Annotated in this window: 17 protein-coding genes and 1 other annotated feature (1 of these 18 cut by a window edge); of the genes, 11 read left to right on the top strand and 6 right to left on the bottom strand. The window is 58.9% G+C overall.

Annotation, left to right across the window (positions count from 1 at the left end; genetic code table 11):
- Positions 1-114 (bottom strand) — a sequence feature (Thr leader region); it reaches 5 nt to the left of the window's first position.
- On the bottom strand, positions 53-121 hold the full coding sequence (gene thrL, locus QSK07_RS06520; RefSeq protein ID WP_071822204.1) for a thr operon leader peptide: 69 nt from the start codon (positions 119-121) through the stop codon (positions 53-55). (Overlaps the previous feature by 62 nt.)
- A 188-nt stretch (positions 122-309) precedes the next feature.
- The gene (locus QSK07_RS06515) at positions 310-1,014 is read right to left on the bottom strand and encodes a tRNA/rRNA methyltransferase (protein WP_033781810.1); all 705 of its coding nucleotides are present in this window, start codon (positions 1,012-1,014) and stop codon (positions 310-312) included.
- Positions 1,015-1,625: 611 nt separating this feature from the next.
- On the opposite strand from QSK07_RS06515, the gene arcA reads away from it, so the two are divergent.
- Complete coding sequence (arcA, locus tag QSK07_RS06510; protein ID WP_010253677.1) at positions 1,626-2,342, top strand: two-component system response regulator ArcA; 717 nt, start codon at positions 1,626-1,628, stop codon at positions 2,340-2,342.
- Positions 2,343-2,413: 71 nt separating this feature from the next.
- Here the strand turns inward: arcA and creA are convergent, their stop codons facing one another.
- Positions 2,414-2,887, bottom strand: coding sequence for a protein CreA (gene creA / locus QSK07_RS06505; protein WP_098051545.1), 474 nt, complete (start codon positions 2,885-2,887; stop codon positions 2,414-2,416).
- Between the two features lie 195 nt (positions 2,888-3,082).
- Here creA and robA point away from each other — a divergent pair, with 195 nt between their 5' ends.
- Complete coding sequence (robA, locus tag QSK07_RS06500) at positions 3,083-3,964, top strand: MDR efflux pump AcrAB transcriptional activator RobA (RefSeq protein WP_098051546.1); 882 nt, start codon at positions 3,083-3,085, stop codon at positions 3,962-3,964.
- Between the two features lie 39 nt (positions 3,965-4,003).
- Here robA and gpmB read toward each other — a convergent pair whose 3' ends face one another.
- Positions 4,004-4,651 carry a 2,3-diphosphoglycerate-dependent phosphoglycerate mutase GpmB gene (gene gpmB, locus QSK07_RS06495; protein ID WP_033731471.1) on the bottom strand — a complete coding sequence of 216 codons (648 nt, stop codon included), beginning with the start codon at positions 4,649-4,651 and terminating at the stop codon, positions 4,004-4,006.
- A gap of 204 nt (positions 4,652-4,855) precedes the next feature.
- Between gpmB and yjjX the strand changes: the two genes are divergently transcribed.
- Positions 4,856-5,374 carry an inosine/xanthosine triphosphatase gene (gene yjjX / locus QSK07_RS06490; protein ID WP_285721158.1) on the top strand — a complete coding sequence of 173 codons (519 nt, stop codon included), beginning with the start codon at positions 4,856-4,858 and terminating at the stop codon, positions 5,372-5,374.
- On the opposite strand, the gene trpR is transcribed toward yjjX, so the two are convergent.
- On the bottom strand, positions 5,375-5,695 hold the full coding sequence (trpR, locus tag QSK07_RS06485) for a trp operon repressor (protein WP_285721157.1): 321 nt from the start codon (positions 5,693-5,695) through the stop codon (positions 5,375-5,377).
- 45 nt (positions 5,696-5,740) lie between these two features.
- The gene (sltY, locus tag QSK07_RS06480; protein ID WP_285721156.1) at positions 5,741-7,660 is read right to left on the bottom strand and encodes a murein transglycosylase; all 1,920 of its coding nucleotides are present in this window, start codon (positions 7,658-7,660) and stop codon (positions 5,741-5,743) included.
- Positions 7,661-7,931: 271 nt separating this feature from the next.
- Between sltY and atzF the strand changes: the two genes are divergently transcribed.
- The 8 genes from atzF to urtE all read left to right on the top strand — a co-directional run bounded on the left by atzF (position 7,932) and on the right by urtE (position 19,582).
- Positions 7,932-9,728: an allophanate hydrolase gene (gene atzF, locus QSK07_RS06475; protein WP_285721155.1), complete on the top strand. Its 1,797-nt coding sequence runs from the start codon at positions 7,932-7,934 to the stop codon at positions 9,726-9,728.
- A gap of 2 nt (positions 9,729-9,730) precedes the next feature.
- The gene (uca, locus tag QSK07_RS06470; protein ID WP_285721154.1) at positions 9,731-13,348 is read left to right on the top strand and encodes an urea carboxylase; all 3,618 of its coding nucleotides are present in this window, start codon (positions 9,731-9,733) and stop codon (positions 13,346-13,348) included.
- A 9-nt stretch (positions 13,349-13,357) separates the two neighbouring features.
- Complete coding sequence (locus QSK07_RS06465) at positions 13,358-14,059, top strand: GntR family transcriptional regulator (RefSeq protein ID WP_098051552.1); 702 nt, start codon at positions 13,358-13,360, stop codon at positions 14,057-14,059.
- Positions 14,060-14,086: 27 nt separating this feature from the next.
- The gene (gene urtA, locus QSK07_RS06460; protein ID WP_285721224.1) at positions 14,087-15,355 is read left to right on the top strand and encodes an urea ABC transporter substrate-binding protein; all 1,269 of its coding nucleotides are present in this window, start codon (positions 14,087-14,089) and stop codon (positions 15,353-15,355) included.
- Between the two features lie 100 nt (positions 15,356-15,455).
- Positions 15,456-17,021 (top strand): urea ABC transporter permease subunit UrtB, encoded by a 1,566-nt coding sequence (gene urtB, locus QSK07_RS06455; RefSeq protein WP_285721153.1) that lies wholly within the window; start codon positions 15,456-15,458, stop codon positions 17,019-17,021.
- Entirely contained in the window at positions 17,021-18,094 is a 1,074-nt protein-coding gene (urtC, locus tag QSK07_RS06450) for an urea ABC transporter permease subunit UrtC (protein ID WP_285721152.1), read from the top strand. The genes urtB and urtC overlap by 1 nt, the downstream gene beginning before the upstream one ends.
- Positions 18,091-18,882, top strand: a complete 792-nt coding sequence (urtD, locus tag QSK07_RS06445; protein ID WP_285721151.1) for an urea ABC transporter ATP-binding protein UrtD — start codon at positions 18,091-18,093, stop codon at positions 18,880-18,882. The genes urtC and urtD overlap by 4 nt, the downstream gene beginning before the upstream one ends.
- Position 18,883: 1 nt before the next feature.
- Complete coding sequence (urtE, locus tag QSK07_RS06440) at positions 18,884-19,582, top strand: urea ABC transporter ATP-binding subunit UrtE (protein WP_285721150.1); 699 nt, start codon at positions 18,884-18,886, stop codon at positions 19,580-19,582.
- Positions 19,583-19,585: the final 3 nt, after the last annotated feature.

The following is a 19,585-nucleotide window of genomic DNA, read 5'->3' as shown; positions in this document are numbered from 1 at the left end:
AAAAGCCCGCACTGTTTAGGTGCGGGCTTGTTTTCTGTTTTTCCTGTATGCGTCAGCCCGCACCGTTACCTGAGGTAATGGTGGTGGTAATAATTGTGGTGTTCAGGCTGATTTTACGCATTTAGATTTATTTTCTGTCTGTTTTTGTCTGTCCGTCTTGCGTCCAGAAGTAAAGCAAAGCGCACATTAAGTCAACCCGATTTGTCCGGAGGACAGTTTTCCGCCACTGCGCACAGCCTCCGGTTAAACCGCAAAATGCTGTTTAATCGTTTGCAATGCCGACATTCCCTGCGATCTGTTGCTGTAAAATCAGCTTTTTGCCGAGGATTTATCTGTGAGTTTTTTTTCAATATCGTGCAGCAGACGATGCAGCATCGCGCTGTCACGCTGTTCCAGCAGACCCACTCGCTGATCGATCCAGTCAGAGAGCTTCTCATCATCACTGACGTCGAGTTGCGCCAGCAACTGATGGAAACGCTGACGCAGCGCCTGCAGCTGCTGCCCGTCGGCGGCGGACGCAACCGGCGCTTCAACCTGATTCAGCTTCGACAGCTGATAGCAGTAAACCATCACTGCCTGACCGAGATTCAGTGAGGGATAGTCATTTGCCATCGGGATGCCGGTGAGCAGATCAACCTGCTCCAGCTCCTCGTTGGTCAGCCCGCTATCTTCGCGACCAAACACCAGCGCCATGCTGTTGACCCACTGACGCTTTTCCAGCAGTTGCGTTTCAACCTGCTCGGGTGTGGCGTAGTAACGGAACTTTGCCCGGCTGCGCGCCGTCGTCGCGACCGAAAAATCGATATCCGCTAATGCCTCGGCCAGGGTAGCAAAGGTCTGAACATTATCGAGGATCTCACCCGCGCCATGGGCTACCCGGCGTGCTGCCGGATCCTGCCAGGCGTCGCTGGCAACGATACGCAGCTGGCTGAATCCCATGGTTTTCATGGCGCGCGCCGCAGCGCCGATATTTTCTGGCCGCGCGGGCGAGACGAGAATCAGGGGAAAAAGCATATTTTTATTCCATGGGTCCATTTACATAACGCCATATTAACATGGCTGTTAATGATTCAGTTGTCAGAAGGTAATAAGAAAATCGGGTGTTAACAATGTAAAAACCAGTGAAAAGTGATGTCCTGAATATTTTTATCGCCGAAACCAGCCTTATTAAAGAAATCATCATTAATTCATTTAAATTCAAAGACATATAATGTAATTACCTACTGATTTCATTTTGGGTCACAAGCGTAATAAATGTAACGAAAATGATGCTTTTTGTGAGCTAAACAGTCAATCTGCGAGAAGTTTTTCACAAAAGTGTTAACGTGCTACAATTGCATTTGATATAAGTCAACGAAGCGTTGTTTTTATGCTTATCGGTTGTAGTTGGTGCTGTTAGGTTGCTGTTAATACAGTTAGGATATGCGCCATTATCATTAACGCCCGGGGCATGCAATTTTCATCCTGACTGGCTGAGCTAAACCTGTTGTTGACGTTGATAGATGGCTTATCAAAATATGATTTCGTACAACGGTTCAGCGCGGCCCGTCGCTCTCGATGATGGAGAACGCCATACCGCTGTACGCCCTGTTTTCAATTTGTTGGCAAATTTTAGGTAGCTAAACATGCAGACCCCGCACATTCTTATCGTTGAAGACGAACTGGTCACGCGTAATACCCTCAAGAGCATTTTTGAGGCGGAAGGTTATGTGGTGTACGAGGCGACTGATGGTGCTGAAATGCATCAGGTGCTGACCGACAATGACGTTAACCTGGTCATTATGGACATCAACCTGCCCGGTAAAAACGGCCTGCTGCTGGCCCGTGAACTGCGTGAGCAGGCTAATGTCGCCCTGATGTTCCTGACCGGCCGTGACAACGAAGTCGATAAAATTCTTGGTCTGGAAATTGGCGCTGATGACTACATCACCAAACCGTTTAATCCGCGTGAGCTGACTATTCGTGCCCGCAACCTGCTGTCACGCACCATGAACCTGGCGATGCCAGGCGAAGAGCGCCGTCAGGTAGAGAGTTATAAATTTAACGGTTGGGAGCTGGATATCAACAGCCGCTCGCTGATCAACCCGAACGGCGAGCACTACAAATTGCCGCGCAGTGAGTTCCGCGCCATGCTGCACTTCTGCGAAAATCCAGGCAAAATTCAGACCCGTGCCGACCTGCTGAAAAAAATGACCGGCCGCGACCTTAAGCCGCACGATCGCACCGTTGATGTCACCATCCGTCGTATCCGCAAGCATTTCGAATCCACGCCGGACACGCCTGAGATCATCGCCACCATTCATGGTGAAGGTTATCGCTTCTGTGGTGATCTGCAGGATTAATCCGCTGTCAGATGCGATAAATAAAAAAACGCCCCTGCGGGCGTTTTTTTATGCTCAATACAGCAGTTTAATCAGTGCCACGGCATAATCGGCACGGCGCTGAGCGCATTTTTCGGTGAACCATCGACCACTTTATCGGAGTAGCTCAGATAGACCAGAGCATTGCGCTTTTTGTCGAAGAAGCGTACAACCTGCAACTTCTTAAAGATTAAAGAGGTGCGCTGGCGGAAGACCACTTCGCCCTCCGCTTTGCCCTGCGCAATTTTATCACTCAGTTCGACCGGACCTACCTGCTGACAGGAAATCGCGGCATCAGAGGTATCTTCTGCCAGCCCCAGTCCGCCTTTGATACCGCCGGTCTTCGCCCGGCTGATATAACAGGTTACATTTTTAACGTCCGGGTCATCGAATGCTTCAACAATGATCTTGTGGTCAGGCCCGAATATCTTGAATACCGTATCAACAGAGCCAATCTGTTCGGCAAGCAGCGGGCTGGAAAAGGTGAGCGTGGTCAGCGCAGCGATCATAAGACGCGTTATTGTCATGGCGTTACCATTGCAAATGGAATAGATGAGAATGTAATGTACTGTTAATCGAACTAATGACCAAACTAAAACGGGTTTGAGCCCGTACTGATTTAGCACAACCTTCCCCGGAAAACGGCCCACGTCTTTTGAGCAATGAGTGCTAATATTCTTCGAATGCGTTTAGCTGCACTCACCAGAGTATGAGGATGTTTTATGGACCAAGCCGGTATCATTCGCGATTTGCTTGTCTGGCTGGAGAGCCATCTGGATCAACCCCTTTCACTGGACAATGTTGCCCAGAAAGCTGGTTACTCTAAATGGCATTTACAAAGGATGTTCAAGGACGTAACCGGTCACGCAATAGGTGCCTATATCCGTGCGCGTCGTCTGTCGAAAGCTGCTGTCGCGCTGCGCCTGACCAGTCGCCCGATTCTGGACATCGCCCTGCAGTATCGTTTTGATTCACAGCAAACTTTTACTCGCGCATTCAAAAAGCAGTTTGCTCAGACACCGGCCTGGTATCGTCGCGCTTCCGACTGGAACTCATTCGGTATTCGTCCCCCGATTCGCCTGGACGATGAGACGCAGCCGGAACCGGCTTTCGTTACCCTGCCGGAAACGGTCTTGGTGGGACAAACCCAGAACTACACCTGTATTCTGGAGCAGATCTCCAGCTATCGCGACGAGATGCGGATTCACTTCTGGAAGCAGTTCCTGCTGGAAACGGACACGGTTCCGCCGGTGCTGTATGGCCTGCATCAGGTGCGTGCCAGCCAGGACAAAGATGATGAGCAGGAGATTCTCTACACCACGGCGGTGCCTGCTGACAGCGCAGTCAACCTGCACTCCGGACAGAGTGTTATTCTGGAAGCGGGCGATTACGTGCAGTTCACCTATAATGGCCCGCGCGTCAATCTGCAGGAATTTATCCTGCTGCTTTACGGCACCTGCATGCCAACGCTGGGACTGACCCGTCGTCAGGGACAGGATATTGAACGTTTTTATACCGATGGTGGTAAAAAGCGCGCTGAACCACCGACCGAGATCCGGTGCGAATACCTGATTCCGATTCGCCGCCAGACCGTCGCCAGCTAAGGTCAGGGCTGCCGTCTGTGGACGGCAGCTTTCACGACATCAGCGTTGCAGCTCGTCGAGCGCAGGCGCGTCAAGATGGGAAATATCCCCCGCCGTCTCCACAATCCACCCTTCTGCCAGCCAGGCACTCTGCTGATAATCGACACGTGAGATTGAGCAGTTACGCAGTCGCAGGCGACGTTCGGCATACGCGGGCAGACCAAGAATCGTGCTGACCAGCGATCCCAGCGCCATACCGTGACTGACCAGCAGCGGGCGGCTTCCGGCAGGCAGTTCGAGGCAGGCATTCAGCGCGGCGTGCATGCGCGTCGCCATCTCCGTCATCGACTCGCCTTCTGGAATGCGACCGCCTTCGGTGCCGTTGACCAGCGTGGCGCGCCACTGCTCTTCCTCCGCCGTTAAGCCATCCAGCGGACGCTTCTCCAGCACGCCCATATTCAGCTCACGCAGCCGCGGATCCAGCGTCACTGCGCATCCGCAGGCATCCGCAATAATCTCCGCGGTGCGGCGCGTACGCCCCAGATCGCTGGCAATCACGTGCGTGATGCCCAGATGTTTGACGCGCTCACCCACCTGATAAGCCTGTTGCTCACCTTTTTCCGTCAGCGGACTGTCGGATTGCCCCTGAATGCGGCGTTCCGCATTCCATACCGTTTCACCGTGACGAACAAGATAGACCTGTAGCATGTTAGTTTCCGTTATACTGCGACAAAAATCGTCTCAGAGCCTGCCCCATCAGGCATCATTGTTGCAGGCAGCCTGGACACGGAGCGTGCGGAATAACCCGGCGTACACGGAGTACGTGAGGATCGTGGCACTGCTCAGGTTCAGACCAGCCCGTAAAATCGCCTGATGGGCCAGGCTCTTAATCACCTGAGGGTTCAACTAATTATGTACCATGTTGTCGCAGCCACAACCAACCCAGCGAAGATTCGCGCGATTGCTCAGGCTTTCAGCGACGTTTTCGGCGAGGGATCCTGCCATATTGAAGGGGTCGAGGTCGATAGCGGCGTAGCAGCACAACCGTTAACCCATCTGGAAACGCGAAAAGGCGCACGTCAGCGCGTCATGAATGCCCGCCAGGTCCGGCCTGAAGCGGCGTTCTGGGTGGCGATTGAGGCAGGCATCGAAGATGACACCGCATTTGCCTGGATGGTCGTGGAAAACCAGAAGCAGCGCGGCGAATCGCGCTCGGCCAGTTTTACCCTGCCGCCATTAGTGCTGGCGGGCCTGCGTGAAGGCCGTGAGCTGGGCGAAGAGATGGCGCGGTTAACCGGCATCCACAATATCAAACAGCAGGGTGGTGCTATCGGGGCGTTCACGAACGGCCTGCTCAGCCGCTCCAGTGTCTATCATCAGGCACTGATTCTGGCGCTCTGCCCGTTCGTCCATCCGCTGTATCAGCAGTAATCAGGCGCGTCCCAGATGCGCTTCCAGCCAGCGTTTTAGCTCTGGCGGCGCCTCTTTCAGGCTGTTAGAGCCGCGGGTAATGGTCGCGATGCCGACGCCAAGCTCATTTTTCAGCTCACGCTGGCTCATTTCGCCGTTCATCAACTCTTCGATAATCCGCAGTCGGGTACCGAATGCTTCCCGCTCATCAGGCGTCATCATCAGTTGCATCAGTGGCAATGCATGACCATCGGCAAAGGCCTGCTGCATCAGCACGACAAAGCGTTGCCAGCTATTTTCTGGCGGATGCGCATCGGTAGAGGAGGAATCAGAATGGGTCATGAAGAGGCTTCCGTACTCGCTAAAGAGTACGGAAGCTTAGCACAGCTAGTAACGGCGATTCCACTCAGCATCTGACAGGATCCTGTCAGGCTTGCCCATGAAGTGACGATAGTAGGCGTCATACGCCAGCACATTCTTCACGTAGCCGCGTGTTTCAGAGAACGGAATGGTCTCAATAAACGCGACGGCGTCGAGATTGCCTGCACTGGTTTTCTGCCAGCTTCGCACCCGGCCCGGACCGGCGTTATAGGCCGCGGAGGCGAAAATCCGGTTCTGGTTAAACTGCTGATAGACATATTCCAGATACTGCGTGCCGATCTGGATATTGGTTTCCGGATCCAGCAGCTGGCTGGTATTGCTGTAGCCAGGAATGTTGTACATCTTCACGGTATGCGCCGCGGTGGCAGGCATAATCTGCATCAGACCACTGGCCCCGACCGGCGAACGCGCTTTCGGGTTCCATGCACTTTCCTGGCGCGAAATCGCCATCGCATAGCTCGGCGGGATCTGTTTGACCTCGGTATTGCGCTCATAGACGCTCTGCCACGCCAGCGGGAAGCGCTCTTTCAGGCTGTCCCACATTTTTGCGGTGATGGTCGCCTGCACGCTGAGATCCCACCAGTCCTGCTCATTGGCGTAACGCGCCAGCATCTGCTGCTGCGTGTGGGTGCGGCTGGCAATCAGATTACTCCACTCGCTGCGTGCCAGATTATCCAGCCCCCAGTACATCAGTTCGCGTACGCGGGCCAGCTCCGGTCCCTGCACCGTGGCACTGTCAGGCTTCGGTGCTTCATCGACCTGCAACGGGTAGTCAACGCCGAGCCGCTGGGCGGCCACCATCGGATAGAAGCCACGTGCCTGCATCAGCTTGCGCAGGATCTCTTCTGCTTCCTCTTTGCGATCTTTTGCAAACAGCAGGTCAGCCTGCCAGTACTGCCACTCATCTTTCTCTTTCGCTTCCAGCGGCAGACGGGCGATCCAGGTATTCAGGCCGCGTCGATCCTGCTGAGAAAGCGCCAGTCGCACCCGGCGTTCCACCAGCGCGGTCGACTCACTGTTCATCACCACCGCATCGCGCCAGCGCGCCTGCTCAGAGGTGAGATCGCTGCCCATCATGCGCCAGACCACAATCTCCTTCAGCGCCTGCTCATCTTCCGGTCCCATCTTCTGCGCCCGGACCAGAACCGGAATCAGACTGCGGGCATTTTCCATGTCCTGTCGTGCCACGCGCGTAAAGGCGTAAATCGTGGCCTGGCGGGTGAAGTCGGTTGGCCCGACGGCGCTGGCAAAGGTGCTGACCGTTAACGGGTCCTGCTGCAGGGACTGTATCGCGTCAGACATGGTCTGATAGTCAGCAGGTAAGGTCTTCGCCAGATAACTCACCAGGCTGTCGTTGCCCGCTTTCATCGCCAGCCGGATACGTTCCATGATGGTAATGGGCGAAATCTGACCGGACGCCTGCCAGACTGAGAAGAGCTTATCGCAGTCCGCGGGCAGCGCCGTACCGCGCAGCCAGATCTGCTTCGCGCCATCAAATGCGGCCTGCTGCTGACCGGTGGCCCATTTGGCGTAATACCAGTTACAGCGTGCCTGCACCGGCTTCGGTTCGGTCGGACTGAAGTTCAGCACGCCCTGCCAGTCCTGACGGTAAGCCAGCACGTTAATAAAGCGGGTACTGAGCGAGCGTGCAGGTGGCAGCGTCGGATACTGGCGAATAAAGTTCTGCACGGCCAGGGCGGTTTCCTGATCGAGATCCTGTGCCAGCAGGCGATATTGCAGATAAGGGTAGAGCGGATAGTCCTGAAGCGTCGGCAACAGCTGATCCACGGTGGCCATCTGGTTGCTGTCCCAGGCCTGTTTAATTTGTTGATAACGTTGCCGTTGTTGATCCAGCGAATCGGCCCATGCGCTGCTGGCCGAACCGACCAGGCAAATCCCTATCATCCAGTTACGCCACTTCACCACGTAAATCTCCTCTGTTGCTGGGCGCCGGCGAGTTGCCAGACAGTCTTTCATGCTAACCGGGCCACCGGACTCTTGCCATGTTCTTCACAAAATTTACGCACACAGACACTAAACGCACCGTCATCGATCAGCGTGCGCGCCGTCATTGTGCAAATTATCATCAGAAAATCTTATCACTGAACGCATTAAACTATTGAATCATTGCGTTAAAAAAGTGGCACACCCTTTGCTATGTTGAATCCCATCTTGTATACCAGCTGGAATTCTTCATATGACTTCAACCCTCGGCCTGACACTTCCCGCCTGGCAGCAGCGCTACCAGCAGGCTCCGCAACAGATAACCTCACTGCTGACTGCACATCTGGCAGCGATCGATACCCGTGATAATGCCTGGATCTATCTGGCCACACCGGATCAGTTAGCGGCACAGATTGCGCCACTGCTGGCGGATTATCAGCGCGATCCCGGCTCACTGCCGCTGTTTGGTGTGCCCTTTGCGGTCAAAGACAATATCGATGTGGCGGGCTGGCCGACCAGCGCCGCCTGCCCTGCTTTTACCTATACAGCCAGTGAAGACGCGGTCGCTGTCGCCCGGCTGAAAGCCGCTGGCGCCGTCGTCATCGGCAAAACCAACCTCGATCAGTTCGCGACCGGTCTGGTGGGCACCCGCTCCCCTTATGGCGCGGTCAGTAACACCTTTGACCCTGATTATGTCAGTGGCGGCTCCAGCTCCGGCTCGGCATCAGTGCTGGCGCGCGGGCTGGTTGCCTTTTCGCTAGGCACCGATACCGCCGGTTCGGGCCGCGTGCCGGCGGGCTTTAACAATATAGTCGGACTCAAGCCGACCAAGGGCTGGTTCTCTGCGCGTGGCGTAGTGCCCGCCTGTCGCCTCAACGACACTATTTCGGTGTTTGCACTGATGGCAGAAGATGCCTTTTATGTCGCCAATATCATGGGAGGCTATGATGCCGGTGACGCCTATTCGCGCATCAATCCACGCACTGCCCCGGCCAGCCTGCCAATTCATCCTCATTTTGCTATTCCGGCGAACCCGGAATTTTTTGATGATGCGGCGGCTGAAGCCGCCTGGGATCGGGCGCTGGAGGCATTGCAGACGGGCGGCGCAACGCTGCACCCTATCGACTTCACCCCGTTCAGCAAGCTGGCTGAACAGCTTTATTACGGTGCCTGGGTCGCCGAACGCACGGCGGCGGTGGGCGGGATGCTTGATCGTCCGGCGGAAATGGACCCGGTGGTGCATGAGATCGTCGCCAGCGGCCTGAAATACAGCGCGGTTGATGCTTATAAGGCGGAATATCTGCGGGCCGGGCTGACGCGCCAGATTCACCAGACGCTGGCACAGTTCGACGCGCTGGTGGTGCCCACCTCGCCCACCATCCATACCCTTGAGGAGATGAAGCAGGAGCCGATTCTCTACAACTCGCATTTCGGTACCTATACCAACTTCACCAATCTTGCCGACCTCTCTGCACTGGCGCTGCCCGGCCCGTTCCGTAACGACGATCTCCCGGCTGGCATCACGCTGATTGCGCCTGCCTGGCACGATCGGGCACTGGCGGAATTTGGTCTTCGCTGGCAGCAGCAGCTCGCTCTGCCGCTGGGCGCCACCGGCCAGCCCTTCCCGGCCCGGCGCACTTCGCTGCCCGTCTCACCCGACCATGTCCGGCTGGCGGTCGTGGGCGCGCATCTGACCGGCATGCCGCTTAATTTCCAGCTCACTGAACGCAAGGCCGTCTGGGTCGAAGAGACGCAGACCGCGCCACACTATCGCCTCTTCGCCCTGCTGGAGGGCGCGATCAAAAAGCCCGGCCTGATGCGTGACGAACAGGGCGCTGCGATCACCGTTGAACTGTGGGATATCCCGGTCGCGCGTTTTGGCGAGTTTGTGGCGGAGATCCCCGCACCGCTGGGTATCGGCAGCCTGACGCTGGCTGATGGCCGGGTGGTAAAAGGCTTTATCTGCGAAGGCTCGGCGCTGAAGACCGCGCTGGAGATTACTGAAACGGGCGGCTGGCGCAACTGGCTGGCATCACAGGGGAGTCACTGATCATGTTCACCACCGTACTGATTGCCAACCGCGGCGAAATTGCCTGCCGCGCCATCCGCACGCTGAAGCGCCTCGGCGTGAAAAGCGTCGCAGTTTACTCTGACGCTGATCGCAATGCGCAGCACGTTAAGCAGGCCGATATCGCTATCGCGCTGGGCGGCGACAAAGCCAGCGACAGCTATCTGCGCATCGACAAAATTCTGGCGGCGGCGCAGCAGAGCGGCGCGCAGGCGATCTGGCCCGGCTACGGTTTTCTTTCTGAAAGCCAGCCGTTTGCTGACGCCTGCGACGCGGCGGGCATCGCCTTTGTCGGCCCCACCGCGCAGCAGATTGGTGAGTTCGGCCTGAAACACCGCGCCCGTGAGCTGGCTGCCAGCGCGGGTGTCCCGATGACGCCAGGCACACCGCTGCTCGGCTCGCTGGAGGAGGCGTTACAGGCCGCTGATGACATTGGCTATCCTGTGATGCTGAAAAGCACGGCGGGCGGCGGCGGCATTGGCCTGACGCGCTGCGCCGATGCCGATGCGCTCACCAGTGCCTGGGAGAGCGTGCGCCGTCTGGGTGAACAGTTCTTCAGTGATGCCGGCGTGTTTCTGGAGCGCTGTATCGATCGTGCCCGTCACGTTGAAGTGCAGATTTTTGGTGACGGCAAGGGCAAAGTGGTGGCGCTGGGCGAACGCGACTGCTCCCTGCAGCGCCGCAATCAGAAGGTGGTGGAAGAGACACCTGCACCCGGGCTGTCGCAGGCGACGCGTGACGCCCTGCTCGCTTCAGCGGTGCGGCTCGGCGAGCGGGTGAACTACCGCAGCGCAGGTACCGTGGAGTATATCTACGACGTCAGCCAGCAGGCCTTTTACTTTCTGGAAGTGAATACCCGTCTGCAGGTGGAGCATCCGGTCACCGAATGCGTCACCGGACTCGATCTGGTGGCGTGCATGTTGCAGGTAGCGGCGGGCGATGCGGTGGACTGGTCACGTCTGCAGCAGCCACCCAGGGGCGCGGCCATTGAGGTGCGGCTCTACGCGGAAGATCCGCTGAAGAACTTTCAGCCCAGCCCCGGCCTGCTCACCGGCGTCACCTTCCCTGACGGTGTGCGGGTCGACAGCGGCATCGAAACCGGCAGTGAGGTCTCCAGCTTCTACGATCCGATGATCGCCAAGCTGATTGTTCATGCCGACACCCGTGATGCGGCGCTGGAAAAACTGCACCAGGCGCTGGATGCCACGCAACTGCATGGCATCGCCACTAACCTCGACTATCTGCGCCAGATTACCACCAGCGACGCCTTTCGCACTGGCAATGTCTGGACGCGCTACCTCGACAGCGTCGTCCCTGCCGCCTCCGTGGTGGAAGTGGTGCAGCCCGGCACCTTCAGTTCGGTTCAGGACTATCCTGGCCGCCTCGGCTACTGGGATATCGGCGTGCCGCCTTCCGGCCCGATGGATGACTTCGCGTTCCGGCTGGCTAACCGCATCGTCGGTAACCATGACACGTCTGCGGGCCTGGAGTTTACTCTGCAGGGACCGACGCTGCGCTTCCACTGTGATGCCATTGTGGCGCTGACCGGCGCGGACTGCGACGCCACGCTTGATGGTGAACCGGTCAGCTACTGGCAGCCGCTGGCGGTGAAAGCCGGACAGACACTGACACTGGGACGCGCCCGGCAGGGGTGCCGCAGCTATCTGGCGGTGCGTAACGGCTTCGACGTGCCGGAATACCTGGGCAGCCGCAGTACCTTCTCGCTGGGCCAGTTCGGCGGTCACGCCGGGCGCACCCTGCGGGTGGCCGATATGCTGGCGATCTCACAGCCTGAACGGGCAGCCTGCACCACGCCTGCCCCGGTCAGTGACCCGCAGCCACTCGATGCGGCGCTGATCCCGCACTACGGCACCGAATGGCGCATCGGCGTGCTCTACGGCCCGCACGGCGCACCAGACTTCTTCACCCAGGCCGCTATCGATGAATTCTTTGCCAGCGACTGGCAGGTGCACTACAACTCCAATCGCCTCGGCGTGCGGCTGGTGGGTCCGAAGCCGACCTGGACCCGCGCCAACGGCGGCGAAGCGGGTCTGCACCCCTCCAACGTTCACGACTGTGAATATGCCATTGGCGCGGTCAATTTCACCGGCGACTTCCCGGTGATCCTGACACATGACGGCCCAAGCCTGGGCGGCTTTGTCTGTCCGGTGACCATCGCCAAAGCCGAGCTGTGGAAAGTGGGTCAGGTCAAACCTGGCGACACCATCCGCTTCCACCCGATTACGGCAGACGATGCGCTGGCGCGGGAAAAAGCGCAGATGCATCTGATTGAAACCCTGCGGCCGGAACCACCATCGACCTTTGCCGTGCCGTCACTGGCCGAAACCGCCCACGGCTCCGCCACCATTCTGGCCGCCATTGAGGCTACCGGCAGTACGCCGAAAGTGGTCTATCGCCAGGCGGGCGACAAATATGTGCTGATTGAGTATGGCGACAACGTGCTGGATCTGGCGCTGCGCCTGCGCGTCCACCTGCTGATGAATGCCCTGACAGCGCAGGCAGAGCCTGGCGTTGAGGAGCTGTCGCCAGGCGTGCGATCGCTGCAGGTGCGCTATGACAGCCGCATCATTCACCAGTCCGCTCTGATGTCGCTGCTGCTGGCGCTGGAAGCGACGCTGGGCAATGTCAGCACGCTGAAAGTCCCGTCGCGCGTGGTGTGGATGCCGATGGCATTTGAAGACAGCGCCACGCTGGGTGCGGTCAGCCGCTATCAGGAGACGGTGCGTGCCAGCGCGCCGTGGCTGCCGAACAACGTGGACTTCATCCAGCGTATTAACGGCTTAAGCAGCCGCGAGCAGGTGCGCGACACCCTGTTCGACGCCAGCTATCTGGTACTCGGCCTGGGCGACGTCTACCTGGGCGCGCCCTGTGCCGTGCCGATCGATCCACGTCATCGCCTGCTGAGTTCTAAATACAGTCCGGCGCGCACCTTTACCGCCGAAGGCACCGTCGGCATCGGCGGCATGTACATGTGCATCTACGGCATGGATTCCCCCGGCGGCTATCAGCTGGTGGGTCGTACGCTGCCCATCTGGAACACCTTCCTGAAAAACGCACAGTTCGCGGCCGATGCGCCGTGGCTGCTGCGCTTCTTCGATCAGGTGCGCTTCTATCCGGTGAGTGAAACCGAACTGAACCAGCTGCGCGAAGATTTCCGTGAAGGCCGTGCCAGCCTGCGTATTGAAGAGACGCAGTTTGATTTTGCTGCCCACCAGCAGTTCCTCGCCGAGCATGCCGCTGAGATTGCCGCGTTCCGCCAGCGCCAGGCCGCTGCCTTTGAACAGGAAGTGCAGCTCTGGGCGCAGGAAGAACAGAACGCACCAGAGGCGGATGAGGCGCAAGCCAGCGTCAGCGCGGAGGAGGAAGCCGGGCTGGCGGTGCAGGCGGATCTCAATGGCAACATCTGGAAAGTGCTGGTGCAGCCGGGCGACGCGGTCAGCGCCGGACAGACGCTGATTATCGTCGAGGCGATGAAGATGGAACTGGCGATTGTCGCGCCGCAGGCCGGTCGGGTAACGCGGATTGCCTGCCAGGCGGGCCGTCCGGTGAGTCCAGGCGACAACCTGCTGTGGCTGGAATAAGGAGCGGCAATGACAACCCAACCTCAATCCCCTAAAGCGCGTCCGGAAGCGCTGGCTGAACGGGTCTATCAGGCGCTGAAGGCCGATATTTTCGCCTTTCGGCTGATGCCGGGCGATCGTTTCAGCGAAAGCGAAATCGCCGGACGGATGGCGGTCAGCCGCACGCCGGTGCGCCAGGCGCTGTTCCGGCTGGAGCGCGAAGGCTTTGTTGAAGTCTGGTTCCGCAGCGGCTGGCAGATCAAAAACTTCGATTTTGCCTGGTTCGAATCGCTGTATGACCTGCGCACCGTACTGGAGTGCGAGGCGGTAAAACGCCTCTGCGCCCTACCTGCGCCGCAGTGTGCCGCGCTGTTAAGCGAACTTAACCAGTTCTGGTGTGAGGCAGAGGCGCTCACCGAGGGTCTGGTGGTGTCGCAGCATGACGAGGCGTTTCACATGACGCTGGTGGCCGCAGCGGGCAACCCGGAGATGGCACGCATTCACGCCGAACTCACGGAGAAGATCCGCATTATTCGCCGGCTCGACTTCACCCGCGACGACCGCATCTGTGCCACTTATCAGGAACATGCGCAGATTTTACAGGCGATTTTCAAGCAGCAGACAGGCGAGGCGCAACGCATCCTGACCGATCACATCGCCGTCAGTAAGGCGGAGGTCAGGAAGATTACTCTGCATCGCCTGCAGCAGGCACGGCTCCAGCTCACCGAATAACATAACAACCACTCAGGGGTTTAAATGATGAAAAGACGTTCGTTGATCAAAGCTTTCGCGCTCTCCGCCACCGTTGTCAGTCTGGGTTTCGCCTGGAGTGCGCAGGCGGCTGACACCATCAAAGTGGGGATCATGCATTCGCTCTCCGGCACCATGGCGATTTCTGAAACGCCGCTGAAAGATGTGGCGCTGATGACCATTGATGAGATCAACGCCAAAGGCGGCGTGCTGGGGAAAAAGCTGGAGCCGGTGGTGGTCGATCCCGCTTCAAACTGGCCGCTGTTTGCCGAGAAAGCGCGGCAGCTGCTGACCCAGGATAAAGCAGCGGTGGTATTTGGCTGCTGGACCTCGGTATCACGCAAATCGGTACTGCCGGTGTTTGAAGAACTGAACGGCCTGCTGTTCTATCCGGTGCAGTATGAAGGGGAAGAGATGTCGCCCAACGTCTTCTACACCGGCGCGGCACCTAACCAGCAGGCGATTCCGGCGGTGGAGTACCTGATGAGCGAAGATGGCGGCAGCGCAAAACGCTTCTTCCTGCTGGGCACCGACTATGTCTATCCGCGCACCACCAACAAGATCCTGCGCGCCTTCCTGCACAGCAAAGGCGTGGCCGACAAAGATATCGAAGAGGTCTATACGCCGTTTGGCTACAGCGACTATCAGACCATTGTGTCGAACATCAAAAAATTCGCGGCAGGCGGCAAAACAGCCGTGGTCTCGACCATCAACGGTGACTCCAACGTACCGTTCTACAAAGAGCTGGCCAACCAGGGCATCAAAGCCACGGACATTCCGGTCGTCGCCTTCTCGGTGGGCGAAGAGGAGCTGCGCGGCATCGACACCAAACCACTGGTGGGTCAGTTAGCCGCCTGGAACTATTTCGAGTCGATCGATAATCCGACCAACGCGAAATTCGTCGCCGACTACCGCGCTTACGCCAAAGCCCACAACCTGCCGAACGCCGCCACCGTCGTGACCAACGACCCGATGGAAGCGACCTATGTTGGCATTCATATGTGGGCGCAGGCGGTGGAAAAAGCGGGCACGACGGACGTGGACAAGGTGCGCGCGGCGATGGCCGGTCAGACCTTCAAAGCGCCGGATGGCTTTACCCTGACCATGGATGAGACCAACCATCATCTGCATAAGCCGGTCATGATTGGCGAAGTGGAAGAGAACGGCCAGTTCAGCGTGGTGTGGCAGACCGATAAGCCGGTGCGCGCGCAGCCGTGGAGCCCGTACATTGCCGGTAACGATAAGAAGCCCGATCACCCGGTGAAGACCGCGCAGTAAGCGCGCGTTGCTGATGAGACAGCGTCACCCGCTGTGACGCGGCAGCACGGCTGTCACTTTTCAGGCTGCCGTGCTGACCTTCCCAAACGAGGCTCCTTTTATGAATTTATGTCGCTGCTTTTTCAGCCTGCTGCTGCTGATACCGCTGTTTGCCAGTGCCGGACCGGCGGCTGACTTTGCCGCCGCCAGCCGCAGCCAGCAGGCCACGCTGCTGCAACAGTGGGCCGCCGCGCCGGACAGCCATCGTCTGCCGCTGCTGGAAGCGCTGAAGGCCGAAACCGTGGTCATCGACCAGAACAAACAGCCATTCAGCCAGCAGGGTTCGACGCTACAGCCGCTGGACGCTGTATCGCAGCCCACCGGCAACATTAAAAAGCTGTTTATGAACAATCGCCTGCGCGTGCTGGTGAACAACGCGCTGGCTGCCCACCAGCTGGTGAGCAGCGATGCGGCACTGCGTCTGCGTGCAGCGCAGCAGCTGCAGAATGAGGGTGCCGCCGACCAGCTGCCGCTGCTGGAACAGCGTCTGGCCGCCGAAAAAGATAGCCGCGTTCACGCCGCATTAGCGCTGGCGCTGGCGAACCTGCAACTGGCGGATGGCGAGCCGATGGTGCGCCTGCGGGCGGTGAAACTGCTGGGCGAGTCCAGCGATCCCAATACCCAGGCCAGCCTGCAACGCCTGACCCAGCCCGCGAATGAACCGGACGCCACGGTGCGGGCAGCCGCGACGGAGAGCCTGCAACAGATTCAGAAACGGCTGATGTGGGGCGATCTGCTGGGGCAGGCCTTCAGCGGCCTGTCACTGGGGTCCATCCTGCTGCTGGCCGCGCTGGGCCTGGCAATCACCTATGGCCTGCTCGGCGTGATCAACATGGCGCACGGTGAAATGCTGATGCTGGGTGCGTACGCCACCTGGTGGGTTCAGAGCCTGTTCCAGCAGTTTGCCCCGCACTACTTAGCCTGGTATCCGCTGCTGGCGCTGCCGGTCGCCTTTATGGTCACTGCCGCTATTGGCATGGCGCTGGAGCGCACGGTGATCCGCCATCTCTATGGACGTCCGCTGGAGACGCTGCTCGCCACCTGGGGCATCAGCCTGATGCTAATCCAGCTGGTGCGTGTGCTGTTCGGAGCGCAGAACCTGGAGGTGGCGAATCCGTCGTGGCTCTCCGGAGGCTTACAGCTGCTGCCTAATCTGGTGCTGCCGTGGAACCGCATCGCGGTAATCCTGTTTGTGGTGTTTGTGCTGGCGCTCACCTGGCTGCTGCTGAACCGAACCCGTCTTGGCATGAACGTGCGCGCCGTGACGCAGAACCGCGCCATGGCGGAGTGCTGCGGCGTGCCGACCGGCCGCGTCGATATGCTGGCGTTTGGCCTCGGCTCCGGCATTGCCGGGCTGGGCGGCGTCGCCCTGTCGCAGCTCGGTAACGTCGGACCGGAGCTGGGTCAGGGCTACATCATCGACTCGTTCCTGGTGGTGGTACTGGGTGGCGTCGGCCAGCTGGCGGGCACCGTGGTTGCCGCGTTCAGCCTGGGGATTCTCAACAAAGTGCTGGAGCCGCAGATTGGCGCGGTGCTGGGTAAGATCCTGATCCTGGTGATTATCGTGCTGTTTATTCAGAAACGTCCGCAGGGACTGTTTGCGGTTAAAGGAAGGGTGACTGACTGATGACGCAACCCATCACACTCCGCGCTGTGCGCACCGCGCCGCGCCTGACGATCAGCATCGGCCTGGTCATCACCCTGGCGTTACTGGTGCTGCCGTTTCTGGCGCTGCTGCCTGCCACGCATCCGCTGGCGATCTCTACCTATACCCTGACGCTGGTCGGCAAAATCCTCTGCTACGCGGTGGTCGCGGTAGCGCTGGATCTGGTGTGGGGCTACGCCGGATTGCTGTCGCTGGGTCACGGCCTGTTCTTTGCTCTGGGCGGATATGCCATGGGCATGTACCTGATGCGTCAGGCCGCCGGTGAAGGCTTGCCCGCCTTTATGTCCTTTCTCTCATGGCGTGAGCTGCCCTGGTTCTGGACCGGCACCGAATACTTTGCCTGGGCGCTCTGTCTGAGCATGATGGTGCCGGGCATGCTGGCGCTGGTGTTTGGCTTCTTCGCTTTTCGCTCGAAGATCAAAGGCGTCTACTTCTCCATCATGACCCAGGCGCTGACCTACGCCGGGATGCTGCTGTTCTTCCGCAATGAAACCGGTTTTGGCGGCAACAACGGCTTTACCGGCTTTACCACCCTGCTCGGCTTTTCGGTAACGGCGACCGGCACCCGCATCGGGCTGTTTATCGCCACCGTGCTGCTGCTGCTGCTGAGTCTGGTGATCGGCTTCGCCCTGGCGCGCAGCAAGTTTGGCCGGGTGCTGACGGCAGTACGCGATGCTGAAAACCGCCTGATGTTCTGTGGTTACGATGCGCGAGGCTTCAAGCTGTTTGTCTGGACACTCTCTGCCGTACTGTGCGGCCTGGCCGGGGCGCTCTATGTGCCGCAGGTCGGCATTATCAATCCGGGCGAGATGTCACCGGCCAACTCGATTGAAGCGGCGATCTGGGTGGCGCTGGGCGGACGCGGCACGCTGATTGGCCCGCTGCTGGGCGCGGCGATTGTTAACAGCGCACGCAGCTTTTTCACGGTCGCCTTCCCCGAATACTGGCTCTTTTTCCTGGGTCTGATGTTTATCCTGGTAACGCTGTTTCTGCCGCATGGCGTGATTGGCCTGCTGCGCCGGAGGAAAAAATGAGTGATGCCCTGTTTACCCAACCCCAGCTGGCGGATCGCCACCGGGCACAGCGCGATCCGGTGCTGCAACTGGAGAAGATCAGCGTGTCGTTTGAGGGCTTCAGAGCGCTCAGCGATCTTTCGCTGCAGATCGGCGTCGGTGAACTGCGCTGCGTGATTGGTCCCAACGGCGCGGGGAAAACCACGTTGATGGATGTGATCACTGGCAAAACCCGGCCAGACGCGGGTCGGGTGATCTATGACCAGGACAGCGATCTGACCCGTCTTTCACCGGTAGAAATCGCCCGCGCTGGCATTGGCCGTAAGTTCCAGAAGCCCACGGTGTTCGAAGCGTTAACCGTGTTCGAAAATCTGGAGATCGCACTTAAAGCCGACAAATCGGTGTGGGCCAGCCTGCGCGCTCGCCTCAGCAGCGAGCAGCGGGACCGCATTGATGAGGTGCTGAAACTGCTGCGGCTGGGCGGCGAACGCCAGCGCCGCGCGGGCCTGCTGTCGCACGGCCAGAAGCAATTTCTGGAGATCGGCATGCTGCTGGTGCAGGAGCCGCATCTGCTGCTGCTGGATGAACCGGCGGCGGGCATGACTGACGCGGAGACGGACTACACCGCCGAGCTGTTTCGCAGCCTGGCGGGCAAACATTCCCTGATGGTCGTGGAACATGACATGGGCTTTGTCGAAACCATCGCTGACCACGTCACGGTGCTGCATCAGGGGCAGGTGCTGGCCGAGGGTTCGCTGCGCGAAGTGCAGGCTAATGAGCAGGTTATCGACGTTTATCTGGGGCGCTGACATGTTACAGGTTACTGAACTGAATCAATATTATGGCGGCAGTCACATTCTGCGCGGCCTGTCGTTTGAGGTAAAGATTGGCGAAATTACCTGCCTGCTGGGACGCAATGGCGTGGGGAAAACCACGCTGCTGAAATGTCTGATGGGGCTTATCCCGGCGAAGTCGGGCGAGATCCAGTGGCGGCAGCAGCGGATGAATGGCCGTAAGCCGCACCAGCGGGTGCAGGCGGGCATCGCCTACGTGCCGCAGGGACGGGAAATTTTTCCGCGTCTGACGGTGGAAGAGAACCTGCTGATGGGACTGTCGCGTTTTCCGGCAGCAGCGGCGCGTGAAGTGCCGGAGGAGATCTACCAGCTTTTTCCGGTGCTGCTGGCGATGAAGTCACGCCGCGGCGGGGACCTCTCAGGTGGTCAGCAGCAGCAACTGGCGATCGGCCGGGCGCTGGCCTGTCGGCCACAGCTGCTGATCCTTGATGAGCCGACCGAAGGGATCCAGCCTTCGGTGATCAAAGAGATCGGCGCGGTGATCCGCCAGCTGGCGCAGCGCGGCGATATGGCGATCCTGCTGGTAGAGCAGTTCTACGACTTCGCGGCGGAGCTGGCGGACAGCTATCTGGTGATGTCGCGCGGGGAGATCGTACAGCGGGGCCGCGGCGACACCATGGAAGCTGAGGGTGTGCGCGGCCTGGTGGCGATTTAAATC

The sequence above is a fragment of the Pantoea sp. QMID4 genome (assembly GCF_030270445.1).
GTDB classification, from domain to species: Bacteria; Pseudomonadota; Gammaproteobacteria; order Enterobacterales; family Enterobacteriaceae; genus Pantoea; species Pantoea vagans.
The sequence above is the reverse complement of the archived record's forward strand: the minus strand, read 5'-3'. Positions and strand labels throughout refer to the sequence as shown.

Coding starts and splice junctions, on each gene's coding strand:
- urtA (WP_285721224.1), top strand. CDS start 14,087: ATGAAAAGACGTTCGTTGATCAAAGCTTTCGCGCTCTCCGCCACCGTT.
- urtB (WP_285721153.1), top strand. CDS start 15,456: ATGAATTTATGTCGCTGCTTTTTCAGCCTGCTGCTGCTGATACCGCTG.
- urtC (WP_285721152.1), top strand. CDS start 17,021: ATGACGCAACCCATCACACTCCGCGCTGTGCGCACCGCGCCGCGCCTG.
- creA (WP_098051545.1), bottom strand. CDS start 2,887: ATGACAATAACGCGTCTTATGATCGCTGCGCTGACCACGCTCACCTTT.
- uca (WP_285721154.1), top strand. CDS start 9,731: ATGTTCACCACCGTACTGATTGCCAACCGCGGCGAAATTGCCTGCCGC.
- urtE (WP_285721150.1), top strand. CDS start 18,884: ATGTTACAGGTTACTGAACTGAATCAATATTATGGCGGCAGTCACATT.
- robA (WP_098051546.1), top strand. CDS start 3,083: ATGGACCAAGCCGGTATCATTCGCGATTTGCTTGTCTGGCTGGAGAGC.
- arcA (WP_010253677.1), top strand. CDS start 1,626: ATGCAGACCCCGCACATTCTTATCGTTGAAGACGAACTGGTCACGCGT.
- QSK07_RS06515 (WP_033781810.1), bottom strand. CDS start 1,014: ATGCTTTTTCCCCTGATTCTCGTCTCGCCCGCGCGGCCAGAAAATATC.
- urtD (WP_285721151.1), top strand. CDS start 18,091: ATGAGTGATGCCCTGTTTACCCAACCCCAGCTGGCGGATCGCCACCGG.
- gpmB (WP_033731471.1), bottom strand. CDS start 4,651: ATGCTACAGGTCTATCTTGTTCGTCACGGTGAAACGGTATGGAATGCG.
- yjjX (WP_285721158.1), top strand. CDS start 4,856: ATGTACCATGTTGTCGCAGCCACAACCAACCCAGCGAAGATTCGCGCG.
- atzF (WP_285721155.1), top strand. CDS start 7,932: ATGACTTCAACCCTCGGCCTGACACTTCCCGCCTGGCAGCAGCGCTAC.
- trpR (WP_285721157.1), bottom strand. CDS start 5,695: ATGACCCATTCTGATTCCTCCTCTACCGATGCGCATCCGCCAGAAAAT.
- QSK07_RS06465 (WP_098051552.1), top strand. CDS start 13,358: ATGACAACCCAACCTCAATCCCCTAAAGCGCGTCCGGAAGCGCTGGCT.